Below are 17182 nucleotides of genomic sequence, written 5' to 3'. Positions count from 1 at the left end.
GGCCCGCCCCTGTCGGACGCGGCTCCGGGGCTGCCGGGCCCTACAGAGACACCCGCGATGTCCAATATCTATCAACCTTTACCGTCGTCAAAACGGATTTTGTGAACCGATCTAGATTGGTCTTGCCATCAAATTCGCGCCACCATAGTAACTGCGCCTCAACTACCCTGTATCGGGCCAACCAGAAACAGATTCCGGCCCTTCGGCGCAGAGCGACGGCCGAGGCCAGGGATCACGAGGAGATTGCGGGATGGATGCCACGGTTGAAGGGCAACCGGACTATCTCACGCTGTCGGTCGACATCGTATCGGCGTTCGTGAGCAACAATCCGGTGCCCGCGCCGGAACTGCCGAGCCTGATCGCGGCCGTCCACGCGACTCTGCATGGGCTCAGCCAGCCGGCGGCGGCGCCGGCGGAGGAGTTACGGCCTGCCGTCCCGGTCCGGCGCTCGGTCCAGCCGGACTTCATCGTGTGCCTGGAGGACGGGAAGAAGTTCAAGTCGCTCAAGCGCCACCTGCGCACCCATTACGACATGACGCCCGACGCGTACCGTCAGAAATGGGGTCTCCCGCCCGACTACCCGATGGTGGCGCCGAACTATGCGGCCGCCCGGTCCAGCCTCGCCAAGAGCATGGGGCTCGGCCATCAGCGCCGGAAAGGCTGAGCGCGTCCACGCGCATCCACAGCTTTCCAGCCCCGGTTTAGGTATCGGGCAAGGGGAGCTTGCGAGGGTCGGACGCCCCTCCGCACTCCCGAGACCCGATGTCCGGCAAGCCCAGCCCCGTCGCCCGCCTGTTCTGGACGGCCGTGATCGGCTGCCCATTCGGGTTCTGGTTCGGCACACCCGGCTTCGCGGCGACGGGCGCCGCTCTCGCGCTGGTCCTGACGCGCCATGTCGGCCGGCCCCGCCGGTTCCGGGCTCGGGTCCGCCGCATCGCCCGGGCGCATGGCGAGACCCTGGCGCTCCGGCGGCGCCAGGAGAGCTTCTGCGACGCCTACGGCAACTGGATCGAGGACGGCTGGCTGCGCGAGCGGGCGTACTTCCTCGATCGCACGGTGCTGCCGCAGATTGGTCCACGCTACGCCGATCTCGCCGTCTCGGAGCGCGAGCGGATGCTGGCGATCGTCGAGGCCGAGGCCGCTGCGGTCGCGCTCCCGGACGAGGAGGACGCTCCGGAGGAGGGGCTCGAGTACGAACGCTTCTGCGCGGATCGCCTCGCTGAGGCCGGCTGGCGGGCGCACAGGACGCCGGCGAGCGGCGATCAGGGTGCCGACATCGTCGCAGTGCGTGACGGCCTGCGCCTCGTGGTTCAGTGCAAGCGGCTGAGCAAGCCCGTCGGCAATGCCGCGGTGCAGGAAGCGGCGGCGGCCCAGCGCTACTGGGCGGGCGACCGCGCCGCGGTCGTGTCGAATGCCGGATTCACGCCGGCGGCCCGCCGGCTCGCGGCCGCGACGGGCGTGCTGCTCCTGCATCACGATGCCCTCGCCGCGCTCGACCTCGCCGCGCGGTGACGGCTTCAGGCGAGCGGGCCGGGAATGGCGATCTCCGCCTCGCCGAGCAGGCGCGCCTCGTGCCGACGCACGAACAGCCAGAGGGCCAGGCCGCCGAACACCACCAGGGCCAGCAGCGTCAGGCCGACCGGACCCACGATGTGCTCGATCGAGCGCCCGCAATAATATGAGCCGATGCCCATGCTGGCCGCCCAGGTGATCCCGCCCAGCGCGTTGAAGGCGAAGAATCGGCGGGCATCCAGGCGGTTCACGCCCGCCAGCAGGGCCGCGTAGGCACGCAGCATCGCGGTGAAGCGGCCGAAGAACACGATCTTCCCGCCATGGCGGCGGAACAGGTATTGGCCGAGCTTGAGGCGTCCGTGATCGAGGGCGATCACGTGTCCGTAGCGCAGAAGCAGGGGCATGCCCCAGCGGCGACCGGCCCAGTAGCCGACATTGTCACCCAGGATCGCGGCCGCCGCGGCCGCGGCGATCACGAGGCCGATGTTGAGGTTGCCCGTGCTGCCGGCATAGACGGCGGCCGAGATCAGCACCGTCTCGCCCGGGCAGGGCACGCCGGCGCTTTCCAGGGTGATGATCACGAAGATGGCGATGTAGCCGTAATTCGCGATCAGATCGGCGATAGGCAGGTCGTTCAGGAAGGCCATGCGGTCCTCGAGGCCGGTCTTCGGGCAAAGCCCGAAGACAGAAGCGGGCGGAACGTGGCCTTAAAAGGGCTCGCCGAGGGCGGGAAGCCGGCTCAGAGCACCTTCAGGAGCGCCTCCGCACCCGAGGCCTCCGCCTTAGAGGGAGTCTCTTCCACGTTCAGGATGCGCACGACGCCATCCTCGACGAGCATGGAGTAGCGCTTCGAGCGCATGCCGAGACCGAAACCGGTGCCGTCCATCTCCAGGCCGATCGCCTTGGCGAAGTCGGCATTGCCGTCGGCGAGGAATTCCAGGCCTTCGGCCCCGCTGGCCTTCGACCAGGCGTCGAGCACGAACACGTCGTTGACGCTGGTCACAGCGATCGCATCGACACCGCGGCCGAGGATCTCGTCCTTGTGGGTGACGAAGCCCGGCAAGTGGTTGCGGTGGCAGCTCGGCGTGAAGGCGCCGGGCACGCCGATCAGCACCACGCGCCGGCCCTTGAACACGTCGTCGGTGGTGCGGGCGATCGGGCCTTCCGGACCGGTCACCCGGAACGTGGCCTGGGGCAGATGGTCGCCAACCTGGATCATCGCGGGTTCCTCGTTGCCGCGCGCCAAGATTGCGCGCGTGAGCAGCGCGCCTGACCTAGCGTGACAGACAGGACCTGTCGAGGAAGCCGCGTGCTTGAAGTCCGGTGCTCATGACGCCGCGCCAAGCCGGTCGCGCGCTTTGTCCGCTGGACAAGCGGAGGGCACCGCGTAGCATGTGGGTATGCAGAACCCAGCGTCGCCCGCGCGTTCCGCGCTCTCCGGACCGAACTTCCTCGACGGCCAGTTCCTTGTGGCGATGCCGGGGATGGCGGACGAGCGCTTCGCCCGCTCGGTGATCTACGTCTGCGCCCATTCCGCCGACGGGGCGATGGGCATCATCGTGAACAAGGCGGCGACCGACATCAGCATGCCGGATCTGCTGGTCCAGCTCGACGTGGCGCCCGAGGCGGACGCGATCCGCCTGCGCGAGCGCGTCGGTCACATGCCGGTCCTGATGGGTGGTCCCGTGGAGGGACGACGCGGCTTCGTCCTCCACACCGACGATTTCCACATCCAGCAATCGACGCTGATCATCGACGACGGCATCTGCCTGACGGCGACCGTGGAGATCCTTCGGGCCATCGCCAGCGGCGAGGGACCGGCGAGCGCCGTGCTGGCGCTCGGCTATGCCGGCTGGCAGGCGGGCCAGCTGGAGAGTGAGATCATGGCCAATGGCTGGCTCAACTGCCCGGCCGATCCGGCCCTGATCTTCAACGCCGACCTCGACGCGAAGTACGACCTCGCCCTGCGGGCGAACGGCATCGACCCCGCGATGCTGTCGATGACCGCCGGCCGGGCCTGATCCGGCCGGGAGCGCGACTGGCCTCACGTTGCGCCGGGTTGCATTGCTTGGCGCGCAAGGGCGCTCGAGCCGAACTGCCAGCCGGCGATGAGGCGCGGATCGGCGCGGTGGCCTATTCCTGAACGGCGTCGGCACCGCCGCCCGCGTCCGGGTTCATGCCTTCGACGGCGGGCTTCGGCCGGGGCCGGCGCGGCGCGGCCGCGGCGGTCGGAACCGCCGTGTTGGCACCGAGGCGGGTGGCCAGGGCCAGAGCCCGGTTCTCGGTGACGCGCAGGTGGCAGAACCCGTGCGAGCCTTCCCGAGAATAGGTGCGGCAGAGCTGCTCCCGATCCGACGAGAAGGCAGCCTGCTCGCTTACGATCGGCCGCACGTCCTCGCGCCGGGCCCGCTGCGTCATGAGCTTGTAATTGTCGCGCACGGCCTTGTCGGCGACGCCCCGACCCGTGTCGAATTCGCCGGCCCGCGGAATCAGGGTGGCGGCGGCCGGCCCCCAGAGACCCGTGGGGGTCGTGGCGCAGTCCGCGGCCGAGAAGGTGCAGACCGGACCTGAGCCGAGGGTCGAGACCAGGATCCCACCCTCGGTCACGTCGAAACGCAGCGGGCACTCGGCCCCGGCGGCCTCGAAACGCGGGACGCCCTCGGGCTTGCCCTCGGCGCTCAACGAGACGGGATTGCCGCCCGCGAGCGGCACCGTGCACGTCTCGGCCGGCTGCGAGATCTTGGTCCCCGGCAGCTTGATCCGGGCGGTGATCGCGGTGCCGGACCGTTCCAGCTTCAGGGCGCCGGACAACCCGTTCAGCATGAGCTCCTGCCCGAGGATGCCGTCCTCCGACGGAGCCTTGAGCACGACCGGGCGCGCCGGCACGGGCGCGGGGCGCGGCGCTTCCGCCGCTGGAGGCTGCCCAGGCTCACCGGGTGCGCCCGGCGCGGGTGCCGCGGGCGGAGCCTCGGGAACGCCGCGGGGCGGCACCGGGGGTCGATCGGGCTTGATGCCGAACAGACGCTCGAAGAAGTTCTGCGCATGCGCAGGCGGCGAAGTCAGCATCGCGGGCGCCGCGACGGCGACCGCCAGGATCGGGAGCAGGAAGCTGCGGTTCAGACGCATCGTTCTCTACGGGGGACACGAAGTGGCGGGGCCACACGCAACCCCTTGTCGAAACGTTAACACGCCCTCGATGGCGCGGACGTGGCAGCGAAGCAACAAAATGCCATCACGCCATCCGGCAGGATCGCAGTCTCGGGCGATATCCTGCCGGGAACACAAGGAGATAGCAACGCTGCGCCCGGCCGATCGCCGCGTGCAGGCTTCGCCTTGCGAGCCCGTTGCGGGCTTCTTATATCGCCCTCGACGCGGGATTGCGCGCTGGGTTTCAGCCGTTCACGGCCCTTGATCCGGCCCGGGTCCCATACTCACATCACCTCCGTACACCGCCATGGGCCGAGCTGCTTCGGGGCTCGGCGGTCTGCTTGAACGCGACACAAAGAGGGATCCCACCATGGGTAAAGTTATCGGCATCGACCTCGGCACCACCAATTCCTGCGTGGCCGTGATGGAAGGCACGCAGCCCAAGGTCATCGAGAATTCGGAAGGCGCGCGCACCACGCCGTCCATCGTCGCCTTCACGGACGACGGCGAGCGGCTCGTCGGCCAGCCGGCCAAGCGCCAGGCGGTCACGAACCCCGAGCGCACGTTCTTCGCCATCAAACGGCTCATCGGCCGGACCTACGACGACCCGATGACCCAGAAGGACAAGGGCCTCGTGCCCTACAAGATCGCCCGCGGCGATAATGGCGACGCCTGGGTCGAGGCGGACGGCAAGAAGTACTCGCCCTCGCAGATCTCCGCCTTCACGCTGCAGAAGATGAAGGAGACTGCCGAGTCGCATCTCGGCCAGCCGGTCACGCAGGCGGTCATCACGGTCCCGGCCTACTTCAACGACGCCCAGCGTCAGGCCACCAAGGATGCCGGCAAGATCGCGGGCCTAGAGGTGCTGCGCATCATCAACGAGCCGACCGCGGCGGCGCTCGCCTACGGCCTCGACAAGAAGAAGTCCGGCACGATCGCCGTTTACGACCTCGGCGGCGGAACCTTCGACGTGTCGATCCTGGAGATCGGCGACGGCGTCTTCGAGGTGAAGTCGACGAACGGCGACACCTTCCTGGGCGGTGAGGACTTCGACAACCGGGTCGTCGAGTATCTGACGGCCGAGTTCAAGAAGGAGCAGGGCATCGATCTGACCAAGGACAAGCTCGCCCTTCAGCGCCTCAAGGAGGCCGCCGAGAAGGCGAAGATCGAGCTGTCCTCGGCCACTCAGACCGAGATCAACCTGCCCTACATCACCGCCGACAACACCGGCCCGAAGCACCTCGCGCTGAAGCTCAGCCGCGCGAAGTTCGAGTCGCTCGTCGACGATCTGGTGCAGCGGACGATCGAGCCTTGCCGCAAGGCGCTCAAGGATGCCGGCGTGTCGGCCTCCGAGATCGACGAGGTGGTGCTGGTCGGCGGCATGATCCGCATGCCGAAGATCCAGGAGGTGGTGAAGTCCTTCTTCGGCAAGGAGCCCCACAAGGGCGTCAACCCGGATGAGGTCGTGGCCATCGGCGCCGCCGTGCAGGCGGGCGTGCTCCAGGGCGACGTCAAGGACGTGCTGCTCCTCGACGTGACCCCGCTGTCGCTCGGCATCGAGACACTGGGCGGCGTGTTCACCCGGCTCATCGACCGCAACACCACGATCCCGACCAAGAAGTCCCAAACCTTCTCGACGGCGGAAGACAACCAGAACGCGGTCACGATCCGGGTCTTCCAGGGCGAGCGCGAGATGGCGGCCGACAACAAGCTGCTCGGCCAGTTCGACCTCGTCGGCATCCCGCCGGCGCCCCGCGGCATGCCGCAGATCGAGGTGACCTTCGACATCGACGCCAACGGCATCGTCAACGTGACGGCCAAGGACAAGGCGACCAACAAGGAGCACCAGATCCGCATCCAGGCCTCGGGCGGCCTCTCGGACGCCGACATCGAGCGCATGGTCAAGGACGCCGAGGCGAATGCCGAGGCCGACAAGAAGCGGCGTGAGCTCGTCGAGGTGAAGAACCAGGGCGAGAGCCTGATCCACGCCACCGAGAAGTCGGTGACCGAGTACGGCGACAAGGTCCCGGCCTCCGACAAGGGGGCGATCGAGACCGCGATGACCGCGCTCAAGACCGCGCTCGAGGGCGAGGACGTCGAGGCGATCAAGGCCCGCACCACGGACCTGATGCAGGCCTCGATGAAGCTCGGCGAGGCCATGTACGCCGCCAATCAGGCGGCCGGCCCGGACGCCGGTGCCGAGGCGGCGGCCTCCGAGAAGAAGGACGACGTCATCGACGCCGACTTCCAGGAGGTCGACGAGAAGGACCAGAAGAAGCGCGCCTGAGGCGCATTTCTGATACGACCGCGCAGGGCCGGAGCGATCCGGCCCTGCGTTTGCGTGGGCAGCTGATCCGAAGGCTCCGTCATTCCGGCGACGCGAAGCGAAGCCCGGAAGCCAGAAGCGCCGACAGATCAACGTTCTGCACGGGCAGTGCTTCTGGATTCCGGGCTCGCCTGCGGTGCCCCGGAATGACGAAGCGAGAGTAGAAGCGTCGCGATCCGAAGTTCGGGCCGACGGGAAGGCACCTGAGGGCGGGATGTCGAAGCGGGACTATTATGAGATCCTGGGGGTCACCAAGACCGCCACGGAAAGCGAGATGAAGGTCGCTTTCCGCAAGCTCGCGATGACCTATCATCCCGACCGCAATCCCGGCGACAAGGACGCCGAGATCAAGTTCAAGGAAATCAACGAGGCCTATCAGTGCCTCTCCGACGGCCAGAAGCGCGCCGCCTACGACCGGTTCGGCCACGCGGCCTTCAGCCAGGGCAGCGCCGGCGGACCCGGATTCGGCAACGAGTTCGGCGACTTCATGTCGGACATCTTCGACAATTTCTTCGGCGACGGCCGTGGCGCCGCCGGCGGCGCCCGGGGGCGCGGCGGCGCGCCGGGCCGCGAGCGTGGGGCCGACCTGCGCTACAATCTCGAGATCACCCTGGAGGAGGCCTTCGCCGGCAAGGCCGAGACCATCAAGATTCCGACCTCGGTGACCTGCGAGGCCTGCGACGGTTCCGGCGCCAAGCCCGGCTCGAAGCCCAGGACCTGCCCGACCTGCGCGGGCTACGGCCGCGTCCGGGCCGCACAGGGCTTCTTCGCCATCGAGCGCACCTGCCCGAACTGCCACGGCCGCGGCGAGATCGTCGACGATCCCTGCACCGCCTGCCAGGGCGCCGGGCGCGTCAACCGCGAGCGCACCCTCTCGATCAACGTGCCGGCGGGCGTCGATGACGGGTTGCGGATCCGGCTCGCCGGAGAGGGCGAGAGCGGGTTGCGCGGCGGCCCGGCGGGGGACCTCTACGTTTTCCTGTCGATCAAGCAGCACGAGTTCTTCCAGCGCGACGGCGCCGACCTGTTCTGCCGGGTGCCGATCTCGATGGTCACCGCCGCGCTGTCGGGCGAGATCACCGTGCCGGTGATCGACGGCTCGCAGACCCAGGTGCGCATCCCTGCGGGCACGCAGACCGCCAAGCAGTTCCGCATCAAGGGCAAGGGCATGCCGGTGCTCCGCTCGCGGGAGGTCGGCGACCTCTACATCCAGGTCTTCGTCGAGACCCCGCAGAACCTGACCAAGCGCCAGCGCGAGCTGCTCCAGGAGTTCGACCAGTCGGCCTCCCCGGAGAACCACCCCGAATCCGCGGGCTTCTTCTCGAAGGTGCGGGACTTCTTCGGCGGCACCGTCCGTCCGTGAGGTCGGATCCCAAACCGGGGAAGACCTGTTATGCATGCGGTCGGCGTGGCCTGCGTACCCTAGGCGCCGTCCCGGCTTGACTGTAAGACAGCGCCGTTCTCTAGCCTTTCATTCTCATCCGGCATCAAGGAATCCAGGACTTGCCGCCGCTCCGCCGTCCCAACGCGAAGGCTCCTGCCGCCAGGAGCGCGATTTTCGGGCCGCGGCGCGACCCCTTGGAGGACGAGGCCCGCTTCCTCCGCTCCTGGTTCGAGCGACCGCTGGTGACGGGTGCCGTGACGCCCTCGGGCAAGATGCTGGCCCGGACCATGGCATCCTACGTCGATCCGCGGCGGGAAGGCCCGGTCGTCGAGCTTGGGCCCGGCACCGGCCCGGTGACCGAGGCGCTGATCCGGCGCGGCGTTGCGCCGGAGCGGCTGATCCTCGTCGAGTTCAACCCCGACTTCTGCCGCCTGCTCACGCATAGGTTCCCCGGCGTCACGGTGATCCGCGGCGACGCCTACGACATGCGCGCCAGCCTCAAGGCCGTGCTCACGCAGCCCGCCGCCGCGACGATCTCCAGCCTGCCGCTGTTCACCAAGCCGCTGGAGCAGCGGCTCGACCTGCTCAACACCGCCCACGACCTGATGCAGCCGGGCGCGCCGTTCGTGCAGTTCACCTACGCGGTGGTGCCGCCGATCCCGGCCCGCTGCGAGGCCGGCAGCTACACCGCCGACCGCTCCAACCGGGTCTGGCTGAACCTGCCGCCGGCTCGGGTCTGGGTCTACCGCCGGCCCTGAGCTGAACACGGCCCTCGCTGCAGGGACGATTGTCCAGACGGCAGCGATCGACCACCCCGTCATTCCGGCGCGCCGCAAGCGAGCCCGCAATCCAGAAGCACCGTCCGTGCAAGGTCTTGGCAGGTCCGCGTTTCTGGATCCCGGGCTCCGCTGCGCGACCCCGGGATGACGGGTGAAGGCTTATGCGTCGACGCGCCCCCGAACGCGGAGAAGAGCAGACGTTTCAGAAGCGGCGGCCGGGTCGACCTGAACACGGGCTGAGCGAGCAGCTCACGTTGATGTCAACTTCAACGGTTCACACCTGAGACACGGCCGGACGCGCAATCGCGCCCGGCGTGGAACAGGAGAACCTCGATGTTCACCAAGACCGCACGCACCCGCTTGGCTGCAGCGCTGGCCTTCGGCGGCCTTGCCCTCGCGGCGCCGGCCATGGCCGCGCCGCTGAGCCGCGACGCAGGATTGCAGCAGGGTTCCGGCGAGGTCCACACCGTCCAGTACGGTCATGGCTACGGTCACCGCCATGGCGGCTGGGGTCACCACGGTTTCGGCCCGCGCCATCACCATCACGGCGGCTGGGGTCGGGGGCACCATTACGGCTGGCGCCACCATGGTTTCGGCCCGCGTCACCATCACCACGGCGGCTGGGGTCATCGGCACGGCCACGGCCGCTGGTAGGCTCCTGAGGGGCGCGCGTTCCACGTGAGCGGGGCGCGCCTTTTCAGGACATCGCAGCCGCGCCCGGCCGCCACCCGGGTGCGGCCGCTCGACGGGCCGGACGCTAACCGGCGCTCACCCGCTCGATGACGGCCGGCCGCTCCGCTGGCGCCGCCCCCATCCGATAGGCGGCCCGCAGGGCGGCCTCCGCCTGATCGGCCGCGGCCTCATCGGCGGCGTGGACGATCCCGAGCAGGCCGCCGGACGCGCCGGGGCCGGCGAGATCGGTGAAGCCGACCCGTGGGTCGATGGCATCCTCCGGCCGGGTGCGACCGCCGCCGAGTTCGATCACCGCCAAGCCGAGCGCCCGCGTCGCGACTGCCGCGACGGTTCCGGTCTGATGGACCGGCCGCTGCACCGGCGCCTCGGACAGGGACCGGGCCGGCTTTTCCAGGAGGTCGCCCGGCCCGCCGAGGGCGGTGACCATGCGGGCGAAGCGCTCGGCCGCCCGGCCCGTGGCGAGCGCCTGCTCCAGCCGCGCCGCAGCGTCGTCCCGATCCGGCGCCAGACCGCCGGCCACAAGCATCTCGGCGCCCAGCGCCAGCGTGACCGCGTGGAAGCGCGGCTCGCGGCGTACGCCCGTCAGGTAATCGATCGCGTAGGCGACCTCGACGGCGTTGCCGGCGGCGCTGGCCAGCGGCGCGTCCATGTTGGTGATCAGCGCGGTCGTGCGCAGGCCCGCGCCGCCCGCCACCGTGACGATGCTCTCGGCCAGCGCCTGCGCCGCCGGCAGGCTCTCCATGAAGGCGCCGGAGCCCTGCTTGACGTCCATCACCAGCCCGTCGAGGCCCGCGGCCAGCTTCTTCGACAGGATCGACGCGGTGATCAGGTCGAGGGATTCCACCGTGCCGGTCACGTCGCGGATCGCGTAGAGGCGCCGGTCGGCCGGGGCGAGGTCGGCCGTCTGCCCGATGATCGCGCAGCCGACCTCCCCGACAACCCGTCGGAACGCGTCGAGCCCCGGCGTGGCGTCGTAGCCCGGGATGCTGCCGAGCTTGTCCAGCGTGCCGCCGGTATGGCCGAGCCCCCGGCCGGAGATCATCGGCACGTAGCCGCCGCAGGCCGCCACCATGGCAGCGAGCGGCAGGCTCACCGTGTCGCCGATCCCGCCGGTGGAATGCTTGTCCAGCACCGGACCGGGCAGGCTCCAGGTGAGGACGCGGCCCGACTCGGCCATGGCGCGGGTCAGCGCCACCCGCTCCGGCAGCGCGAGCCCGCGGAAGAACACCGCCATCGCGAAGGCCGCGGCCTGTCCCTCCCCGACCGCACCGTTGGTGAGACCCTGGACGAAGGCGCGGATTTCCTCGGGGTCGAGGGACAGGCCGTCTCGCTTGGCGCGGATCGTCTCCTGGGGAAGCCGCACCCTCAGACTTCCCGCGCCTGCATCAGGGTCTCGAACAGGCTGCTCGCCCCGAGCCGGAAGGTCTTCTGGGTGATCCAGCCCGGCCCCATGACCCGATCGGCCAGGGCGAGGTAGGCCGCGGCGTCGGCGACGCTGCGCAGGCCGCCGGAGACCTTGAGGCCCGCCGGTCGGCCGCTCGCGCGGATCTCGGAGAGCATCGCCTCGGCCGCGTCCGGAGTCGCCGAGACCGGGCTCTTGCCCGTAGAGGTCTTGAGGAAGTCGGCGCCCGCCTCCAGGGCGAGCCGGCTGGCTTCCCGGATCCGCGTCGGATCGGCGAGCTCGCCCGTCTCCAGGATCACCTTGAGGATCGCCGAGCCGCAGGTGTCGCGCACGGCCTCCACCATGTCGCGGGCGAGGGCCGCGTCGCCCCGCAGCAGGGCGCGGTAGGGCAAGACGAGGTCGATCTCGTTCGCCCCGTCGCGCAGCGCCTCGGCGGTGTCGTCGGTGGCGCGGGCGCAATCCTCGCCGCCAGCCGGGAAGTTGATCACCGTGGCGACACGGATCCCCGTGCCCGCGAGCGCCCGTGCGCCCTGCTCGACGAAGCGGGGCCAGACGCAGATCGCCGCCACGCCGCCGCGTTTCGCGTCCCGGCAGAGGGTATCGATCTTGGTCTCGGTGCAGGTCTCGCCGAGATCGGTGAGGTCGAGGAGTGGCAGCGCCCGGCGGGCGACCGCGCCGGCTTCGGGATCACTCATCGGACATGTCTCCGTCGGGCAGGCCGGCCACGAAGGCCCGGACCAAGCGTCCGAGATCCGCCGCGGCGCGGGCTGCCACCGCCTTCGTCTCCGCGTGGTGCGGCGCGCCCCCGGCAATCCCGGCCGCCAGATTGGTCACCACCGAGACCGCGGCGACCGGCAGATCGAGGAAGCGGGCGAGGATGACCTCGGGCACGGTGGACATGCCGACGCAATCGGCCCCGAGGATGCCCGCCATACGAACCTCCGCGGGCGTCTCGAAGCTCGGGCCGGAGAACCACGCGTAAACGCCCTCTCCCAGAGGCACACCGCAGGCCGCGGCCGCCGCGCGGAGCCGCGCCCGAAGGTCCGGATCATAGGCTTCGGTCATCGGCACGAAGCGGGCGTCGCTGGCCTCACCGATCAGGGGATTCAGGCCGGAGAGATTGATGTGGTCGGCGAGCAGCACGAGGCTGCCGGGGCCGGTCTCAGGCCGGAGCGAACCGGACGCGTTGGTGAGCAGCAGGCGCCGGGCGCCGAGCTGCCGGGCGCAGGCGAGCGGCACGCGCATCACCGCCGGATCGCCGTGCTCGTAGGCATGGGCCCGCCCCTCGAACACCAGGACGGGTCGCCCTGCCAGGGTGCCGCGGTGCAGCCGGCCCCCGTGGCCGCTGACGCCAGGCCCCGGAAAGCCGGGGACCGCCGCGTAGTCGATGGCAATCGCGTCCGCGAGGGCGGCGGCGATGCCGCCGAGGCCGGTGCCGGTGACCACCGCGCAGGCGTAAGGTCCCGCGAAGCCGGCGGCGCGCAGCGTATCGAGGGCAGCCGCCTCACTCACCCAGCGTCTCCGGACCGAAGGATTCCGGCAGAAGCTCCGCCAGCGTGAAGCTGCGGAGGACACCCTCCGGCCCGGCCGCGTGGATCGGCGTGTCCGGCGCGGCGAATTCACGGATGCGCTGGCGGCAGGCACCGCAGGGCGTCACGAGGCCCGCGCCGTCGCCGCAGACCAGGATCGCCGCGACCCGCCGGCCGCCGGCCGCGATCATCGCGGCGATCGCCCCCGCCTCCGCGCAGGTGCCGACCGGATAGGCGGCGTTCTCGACATTGCAGCCGGCATGGATCGCGCCGACCTCGTCGCGGAGCGCGGCGCCGACCCGGAAGCGGGAATACGGAGCGTGCGCCCGTTCGCGCACAGACCGGGCTGCCGCGAACAGGGCGGCGAGCCCGTCATCCTCGTGTCCTGAACCGACGGCCTGCATGGCCGATCTTTGGCACCCGCCGGGGCGCCCTGTCGAGGGCCCCACCGGAGGTCAAAGTTCGGTCAGGGTAGGGTCAGCGGATCGCCGCGCCGGCCCCGAGCAGGCTCGCGGCCTGGCGCAGATCCGCGTCGTCCCGCGGGCCGCTGAGGGCGTAGGCGGTGTCGCCGGCATTCCACGAGAGGACGTCGCCGTCGTCCGAGCCGGTGAGCGTCGCCGGACCGCCGCGGATCCCGCGGGTAGCGAACAGCGACGCCTCGCCGAAGGTCCCGGCGTCGAGCGCGATCTCGATGCCGGTGCCGTGCCGGGCGGGGAAGATCTGGATGTCGCGCACGTGCCAGCCCTCCGGAAGGGTCGGCAGGTCGATGCCCGTGACGGTGCGGAGGCGCGCCCGGTCGTAGACCGGACCGTCGCCCTGCCCGGCGATGCTCTTGCGCAGCTGCGCCACCGCGCGAGCCTGCCGGGCATCCGACAGCAGCGCCGGATCCGGGGTCGCCGCCAGGGTATCGGGCACGCCGAACTGGCCGATCTCGTCGTGGGCGAGCCAACCGGCGCCGACGAGCACCGCGATGGCGGCGGCCCGCTTCAGGCGCGAGGCCACCCGGCGCCAGCGCAGGTTCCGGTCGAAACGGCGCGCCAGCGCGACGGTCCGGTCGGGCCCGGGTCCCGGCACACGCTCGAAACAGGCCCGGAGGGCGTCGCGGTCGTGCATCTCGGCCATCACCCGGGCCGCGGCTGCGGGATCGGCCGCCAGATGCGCCTCGACCTCGAGGCGGCGCATCGGGTCGATCTGCCCGTCGACGAAGGCGATGAGATCGTCGTCTGTGATCGGATCAATCATCGTGAAGTCCTCGAATCCAGCGTAGCCCGGAGGGCGATCCGCCGGTCGCAATCGTCCTATCCTGCCGGCACCGCGGGCGGTGCCGGCCTATCCTCAGGCCTCACCGACGGCCCGCCGGAGCGGCCAAACCGAGTGGCGCTGCGGCTCGTCCGACACGACGAGCCGCAGCGCCGACGGTGGCCCGCGCCGTGTCTCGGGGGATCGGCCGGACTCCGCCTCACCGGCGGCCCGGTCGGTCCGCGCGCCCTCCTCGAAGGCCCGCAGCGCCGCCCGGCCGCGACCGAGGCGGGACATCAGCGTGCCGATCGGGATGCCGAGCACGGCGGCCGCGTCGGCATAGGCCATTCCCTCCAGGGTCACGAGGTGCAGGGCGGCGCGCTGCTCCTCGGGCAGGGTGAGAAAGGCCTGGCGGATCTGGGCGAGACGGACCCGGCCCTCCTGGGCCGGCGGCGCCATGTCGTCGGCCATCCGGACCAGCGTGTCGGCGTGGCGCGCCTCGACCTGCCTGCGGCGCTGCTCGTCGATGAAGGCGTTGTGCAGCACCGTCATCATCCAGGTGCGCAGGTTCGTGTTCGGGCGCAGCGAGCCCTGCATCTCCAGGGCGCGGACCAGGGTGTCGTGCACGAGGTCGTCGGCCCGCAGCGTGTCGCGGGTGAGCGACCGCGCGTAGCGCCGCAGCGGCACGAGCAGATCGAGAAGGTCGGGACGCTTGTTCTTATCCGATGCCATAGGGTGTGAACGCGGACGCGCGGACGTTTAATCCCTCCGCCCGCGCACGGCGTTGCTCAGGCCTGATCGAGGGTGGCGGCGATCCCCGAGATCACGCGCGGATCGGTGGGCTCGACCTGCGTGGCGAAGGCGGCCGCGAGGGTGCCGTCGCGGGCGATCAGGTACTTGTGGAAGTTCCAGCGGGGCGTCTCGGCCGGGCGCTCGGCCGCGGCCCAACGGTAGAACGGGTGGGCGCCCGGCATCCGCACGCGGGTCTTGGCGGTCAACGGGAAGGTGACGCCGTGGTTCTTCCGGGCGGCCTCCGCGATCGCCGGCCCGTCCAGGGGCTCCTGATTGCCGAAATCCGGCGAGGGCACCCCGATGACCGTGAGGCCCCGGTCGCGGAAGCGGGTCCACAGCGTCTGAAGGCCGGCGAGCTGTCCGGCATAGCCGCAGGCCGTCGCGGTGTTGACCACGAGGATCGGGCGGCCGGCATAGGCCGAGAGGGGCATCGGGCCGCCCTCCGGCGTATCGAAACCGAAATCGGTCGCCCGCGGCCCATCGGCCGCATGCGCGCCGCCGGCGAGCCCGGCGCCGATCAGGATCAGGGCTTCCCGGCGCAGCAATGTCATGACGGCAGCCTCGTTCCGAGGGGGCGACCGCGCGCCCGATGGCAGGTGCCCGAACGTGCCACGCCGCGCGGGGTTTCGTCACGCGCGGGGTCGATTCGTCGCAGACGCCAGCTGCGCCTCAGGCCGCCCGGATCGAGTCGAGGAACTGGCGCATCTCCGCGTCGAGCTTCCGGGCCTGGGTCGAGAGGCCCGAGGCCGAGTCTAGGACCTGCGCCGCGGCCGTGCCGGCGCCTTCGGCCGCGCGGGCCACGCCCGCGATGCTGGTCGTGACCTCTCCGGTCCCGAGCGCCGCCTGCCCGACATTCCGGACGATCTCCTGGGTCGCCGAGCCCTGCTGCTCGACCGCCGCGGCGATCCCGCCGGCCTGCCCGCTGATCTCGCCGATGCGGCCGACCACGACCGCGATCGCGTCCGACGCATCTCCGGTCCAGGACTGGATCTCGCCGATCTGCTTGGCGACCTCCTCGGTGGCTCTGGCCGTCTGGCCCGCGAGCTCCTTGACCTCGCTCGCCACCACCGCGAAGCCGCGGCCCGCCTCGCCGGCGCGCGCGGCCTCGATCGTGGCATTGAGCGCCAGCAGGTTGGTCTGCGCCGCAATGCCCGAGATCAGGCCGACCACGTCGCCGATCCGGGCGGCGCCCGCGCGCAGCGTCTGCATGAGGTCGGCGGACTTTCCCGCCTCCGCGACGGCCGCATCGGCGAAGTCCGCCGAGTTCTGTACCTGCCGGCCGATCTCCGCGACCGTGGCGCCGAGTTCCTCGGCCGCCGCCGCCACCGTGTTGACGTTCGAGGCCGCCTGTTCGGCCGCCGAGGCCACGGCGGTCGATTGCCGTGCGGTCTCGGTCGCGGCCACGCTCATGGTCTCGGCGGTGGATTGCAGCGAGGTTGCGGCCTCGGAGACGGCGCGCACGACACCGCCGACCGCCGCCTCGAAGCCGTCGGCCATCTCGTGCATCGCCGCCTTGCGTTGGGCGTCCAGCGCGTCCCGCGCCTCCGCCGCCTTCGACTCCAGGACCTTGGCCCGGGCGAGCCCGTCCCGGAAGACCTGCACGGCATCGGCCATCGCGCCGATCTCGTCGCCGCGCCCGACGCCCGGGACCGCCACCGAAAGCTCGTCCGCGGCCAGCCGGGTCATCGTCCCCGTGATTGCGTGGATCGGACGGGCGATGCTCACCTGCAGGAGCGCCAGCCCGGCAAGGGCCGCGAACACCATCAATCCGAAGCCGACGAAGCTGGCGGTGCGCGACGACGCGATGGCCGCCGTCGAGCCCGCGGCGCGGATCTTGAGGAGATCCTGCTCGGTCTTCGTCAGCTCGGCCGCCTTCGCGCGCAGACCGTCCATTGCCGCCTTGCCGGTCCCCGAACTCTCGATGCGCCGCGCCTCGTCCCGGGTCGACGGATCCTTCATCAGGGCGATCTCGCGATCCGCGACGGTGCGGCTCCACTCCTCGGCCAGCACCTTCAGGTCCGCGAGTCTCGCCTGCTGCGACGCGTTGCGCGCCGTCAGGTCTCGCGCCGCGGCCCAGGCCGCCGCGAAGGTCGCCCGGCCCGCCGCCTCGGGCTCGAGGAAGCGGGGATCGGCGGAGATCAGGTAGCCGCGCAACCCGGTTTCACGGTCGATCATCGCGGTGGTCATCCGGCCGATCTCGGACAGGACTTCGTGGGTGTGGACGGTCCAAGTCTCCGCTTCCTCGATCTGGCCGACGTTCCGGAGGGAGATCACCGAGACGCCGACTGTGATCGCCAGCATTACCGCCATGGTCAGCGCAATCTTCACGCTGATCCTGAGATCGGCCAATCGAACGCCCATGAACCGCCCCGCCCTCAC

At 70.6% G+C, this 17182-nt stretch carries 18 protein-coding genes; 7 read left to right on the top strand and 11 right to left on the bottom strand.

Annotated features, from left to right (window positions below; genetic code table 11):
- Positions 1–250: 250 nt before the first annotated feature.
- Together ABIE45_RS07725 and ABIE45_RS07720 are read left to right on the top strand one after the other, a co-directional pair.
- Positions 251–664 (top strand): MucR family transcriptional regulator, encoded by a 414-nt coding sequence (locus ABIE45_RS07725; RefSeq protein WP_192706176.1) that lies wholly within the window; start codon positions 251–253, stop codon positions 662–664.
- A 98-nt stretch (positions 665–762) separates the two neighbouring features.
- Complete coding sequence (locus ABIE45_RS07720; RefSeq protein WP_192706175.1) at positions 763–1512, top strand: restriction endonuclease; 750 nt, start codon at positions 763–765, stop codon at positions 1510–1512.
- 5 nt (positions 1513–1517) lie between these two features.
- Here ABIE45_RS07720 and ABIE45_RS07715 read toward each other — a convergent pair whose 3' ends face one another.
- Positions 1518–2159, bottom strand: coding sequence for a DedA family protein (locus ABIE45_RS07715; RefSeq protein WP_192706174.1), 642 nt, complete (start codon positions 2157–2159; stop codon positions 1518–1520).
- 92 nt (positions 2160–2251) lie between these two features.
- Positions 2252–2731, bottom strand: coding sequence for a peroxiredoxin (locus ABIE45_RS07710; protein WP_192706173.1), 480 nt, complete (start codon positions 2729–2731; stop codon positions 2252–2254).
- A 181-nt stretch (positions 2732–2912) separates the two neighbouring features.
- Between ABIE45_RS07710 and ABIE45_RS07705 the strand changes: the two genes are divergently transcribed.
- Positions 2913–3533: a YqgE/AlgH family protein gene (locus tag ABIE45_RS07705; RefSeq protein WP_192706172.1), complete on the top strand. Its 621-nt coding sequence runs from the start codon at positions 2913–2915 to the stop codon at positions 3531–3533.
- Positions 3534–3645: 112 nt separating this feature from the next.
- On the opposite strand, the gene ABIE45_RS07700 is transcribed toward ABIE45_RS07705, so the two are convergent.
- Positions 3646–4638, bottom strand: coding sequence for a hypothetical protein (locus ABIE45_RS07700; RefSeq protein ID WP_192706171.1), 993 nt, complete (start codon positions 4636–4638; stop codon positions 3646–3648).
- A 391-nt stretch (positions 4639–5029) separates the two neighbouring features.
- On the opposite strand from ABIE45_RS07700, the gene dnaK reads away from it, so the two are divergent.
- From dnaK to ABIE45_RS07680, 4 genes are all read left to right on the top strand, one after another.
- Entirely contained in the window at positions 5030–6946 is a 1917-nt protein-coding gene (gene dnaK / locus ABIE45_RS07695; RefSeq protein WP_192706170.1) for a molecular chaperone DnaK, read from the top strand.
- Positions 6947–7199: 253 nt separating this feature from the next.
- Complete coding sequence (dnaJ, locus tag ABIE45_RS07690) at positions 7200–8348, top strand: molecular chaperone DnaJ (RefSeq protein WP_192706169.1); 1149 nt, start codon at positions 7200–7202, stop codon at positions 8346–8348.
- A gap of 140 nt (positions 8349–8488) precedes the next feature.
- On the top strand, positions 8489–9127 hold the full coding sequence (locus ABIE45_RS07685; RefSeq protein WP_192706168.1) for a class I SAM-dependent methyltransferase: 639 nt from the start codon (positions 8489–8491) through the stop codon (positions 9125–9127).
- Positions 9128–9481: 354 nt separating this feature from the next.
- On the top strand, positions 9482–9802 hold the full coding sequence (locus tag ABIE45_RS07680) for a hypothetical protein (RefSeq protein WP_192706167.1): 321 nt from the start codon (positions 9482–9484) through the stop codon (positions 9800–9802).
- 103 nt (positions 9803–9905) lie between these two features.
- Here ABIE45_RS07680 and deoA read toward each other — a convergent pair whose 3' ends face one another.
- The 8 genes from deoA to ABIE45_RS07640 form a co-directional block, all read right to left on the bottom strand.
- The gene (deoA, locus tag ABIE45_RS07675) at positions 9906–11204 is read right to left on the bottom strand and encodes a thymidine phosphorylase (protein WP_192706166.1); all 1299 of its coding nucleotides are present in this window, start codon (positions 11202–11204) and stop codon (positions 9906–9908) included.
- Positions 11205–11206: 2 nt separating this feature from the next.
- Positions 11207–11938, bottom strand: coding sequence for a deoxyribose-phosphate aldolase (gene deoC / locus ABIE45_RS07670; protein WP_192706165.1), 732 nt, complete (start codon positions 11936–11938; stop codon positions 11207–11209).
- Positions 11931–12755: a purine-nucleoside phosphorylase gene (locus ABIE45_RS07665; RefSeq protein WP_192706164.1), complete on the bottom strand. Its 825-nt coding sequence runs from the start codon at positions 12753–12755 to the stop codon at positions 11931–11933. The genes deoC and ABIE45_RS07665 overlap by 8 nt, the downstream gene beginning before the upstream one ends.
- Positions 12748–13176, bottom strand: coding sequence for a cytidine deaminase (cdd, locus tag ABIE45_RS07660; protein ID WP_192706163.1), 429 nt, complete (start codon positions 13174–13176; stop codon positions 12748–12750). The genes ABIE45_RS07665 and cdd overlap by 8 nt, the downstream gene beginning before the upstream one ends.
- 73 nt (positions 13177–13249) lie before the next feature.
- Positions 13250–14014, bottom strand: a complete 765-nt coding sequence (locus ABIE45_RS07655) for an anti-sigma factor (protein WP_192706162.1) — start codon at positions 14012–14014, stop codon at positions 13250–13252.
- A 93-nt stretch (positions 14015–14107) separates the two neighbouring features.
- Complete coding sequence (locus tag ABIE45_RS07650; protein ID WP_209578322.1) at positions 14108–14743, bottom strand: sigma-70 family RNA polymerase sigma factor; 636 nt, start codon at positions 14741–14743, stop codon at positions 14108–14110.
- A 56-nt stretch (positions 14744–14799) separates the two neighbouring features.
- On the bottom strand, positions 14800–15354 hold the full coding sequence (locus ABIE45_RS07645) for a glutathione peroxidase (RefSeq protein ID WP_192706160.1): 555 nt from the start codon (positions 15352–15354) through the stop codon (positions 14800–14802).
- Between the two features lie 118 nt (positions 15355–15472).
- Positions 15473–17164 carry a CHASE3 domain-containing protein gene (locus tag ABIE45_RS07640; protein ID WP_192706159.1) on the bottom strand — a complete coding sequence of 564 codons (1692 nt, stop codon included), beginning with the start codon at positions 17162–17164 and terminating at the stop codon, positions 15473–15475.
- Positions 17165–17182 lie beyond the last annotated feature (18 nt).

Source organism: Methylobacterium sp. OAE515, assembly GCF_041806315.1.
Taxonomy (GTDB): Bacteria; Pseudomonadota; Alphaproteobacteria; order Rhizobiales; family Beijerinckiaceae; genus Methylobacterium; species Methylobacterium tardum.
The sequence above is the reverse complement of the archived record's forward strand: the minus strand, read 5'-3'. Positions and strand labels throughout refer to the sequence as shown.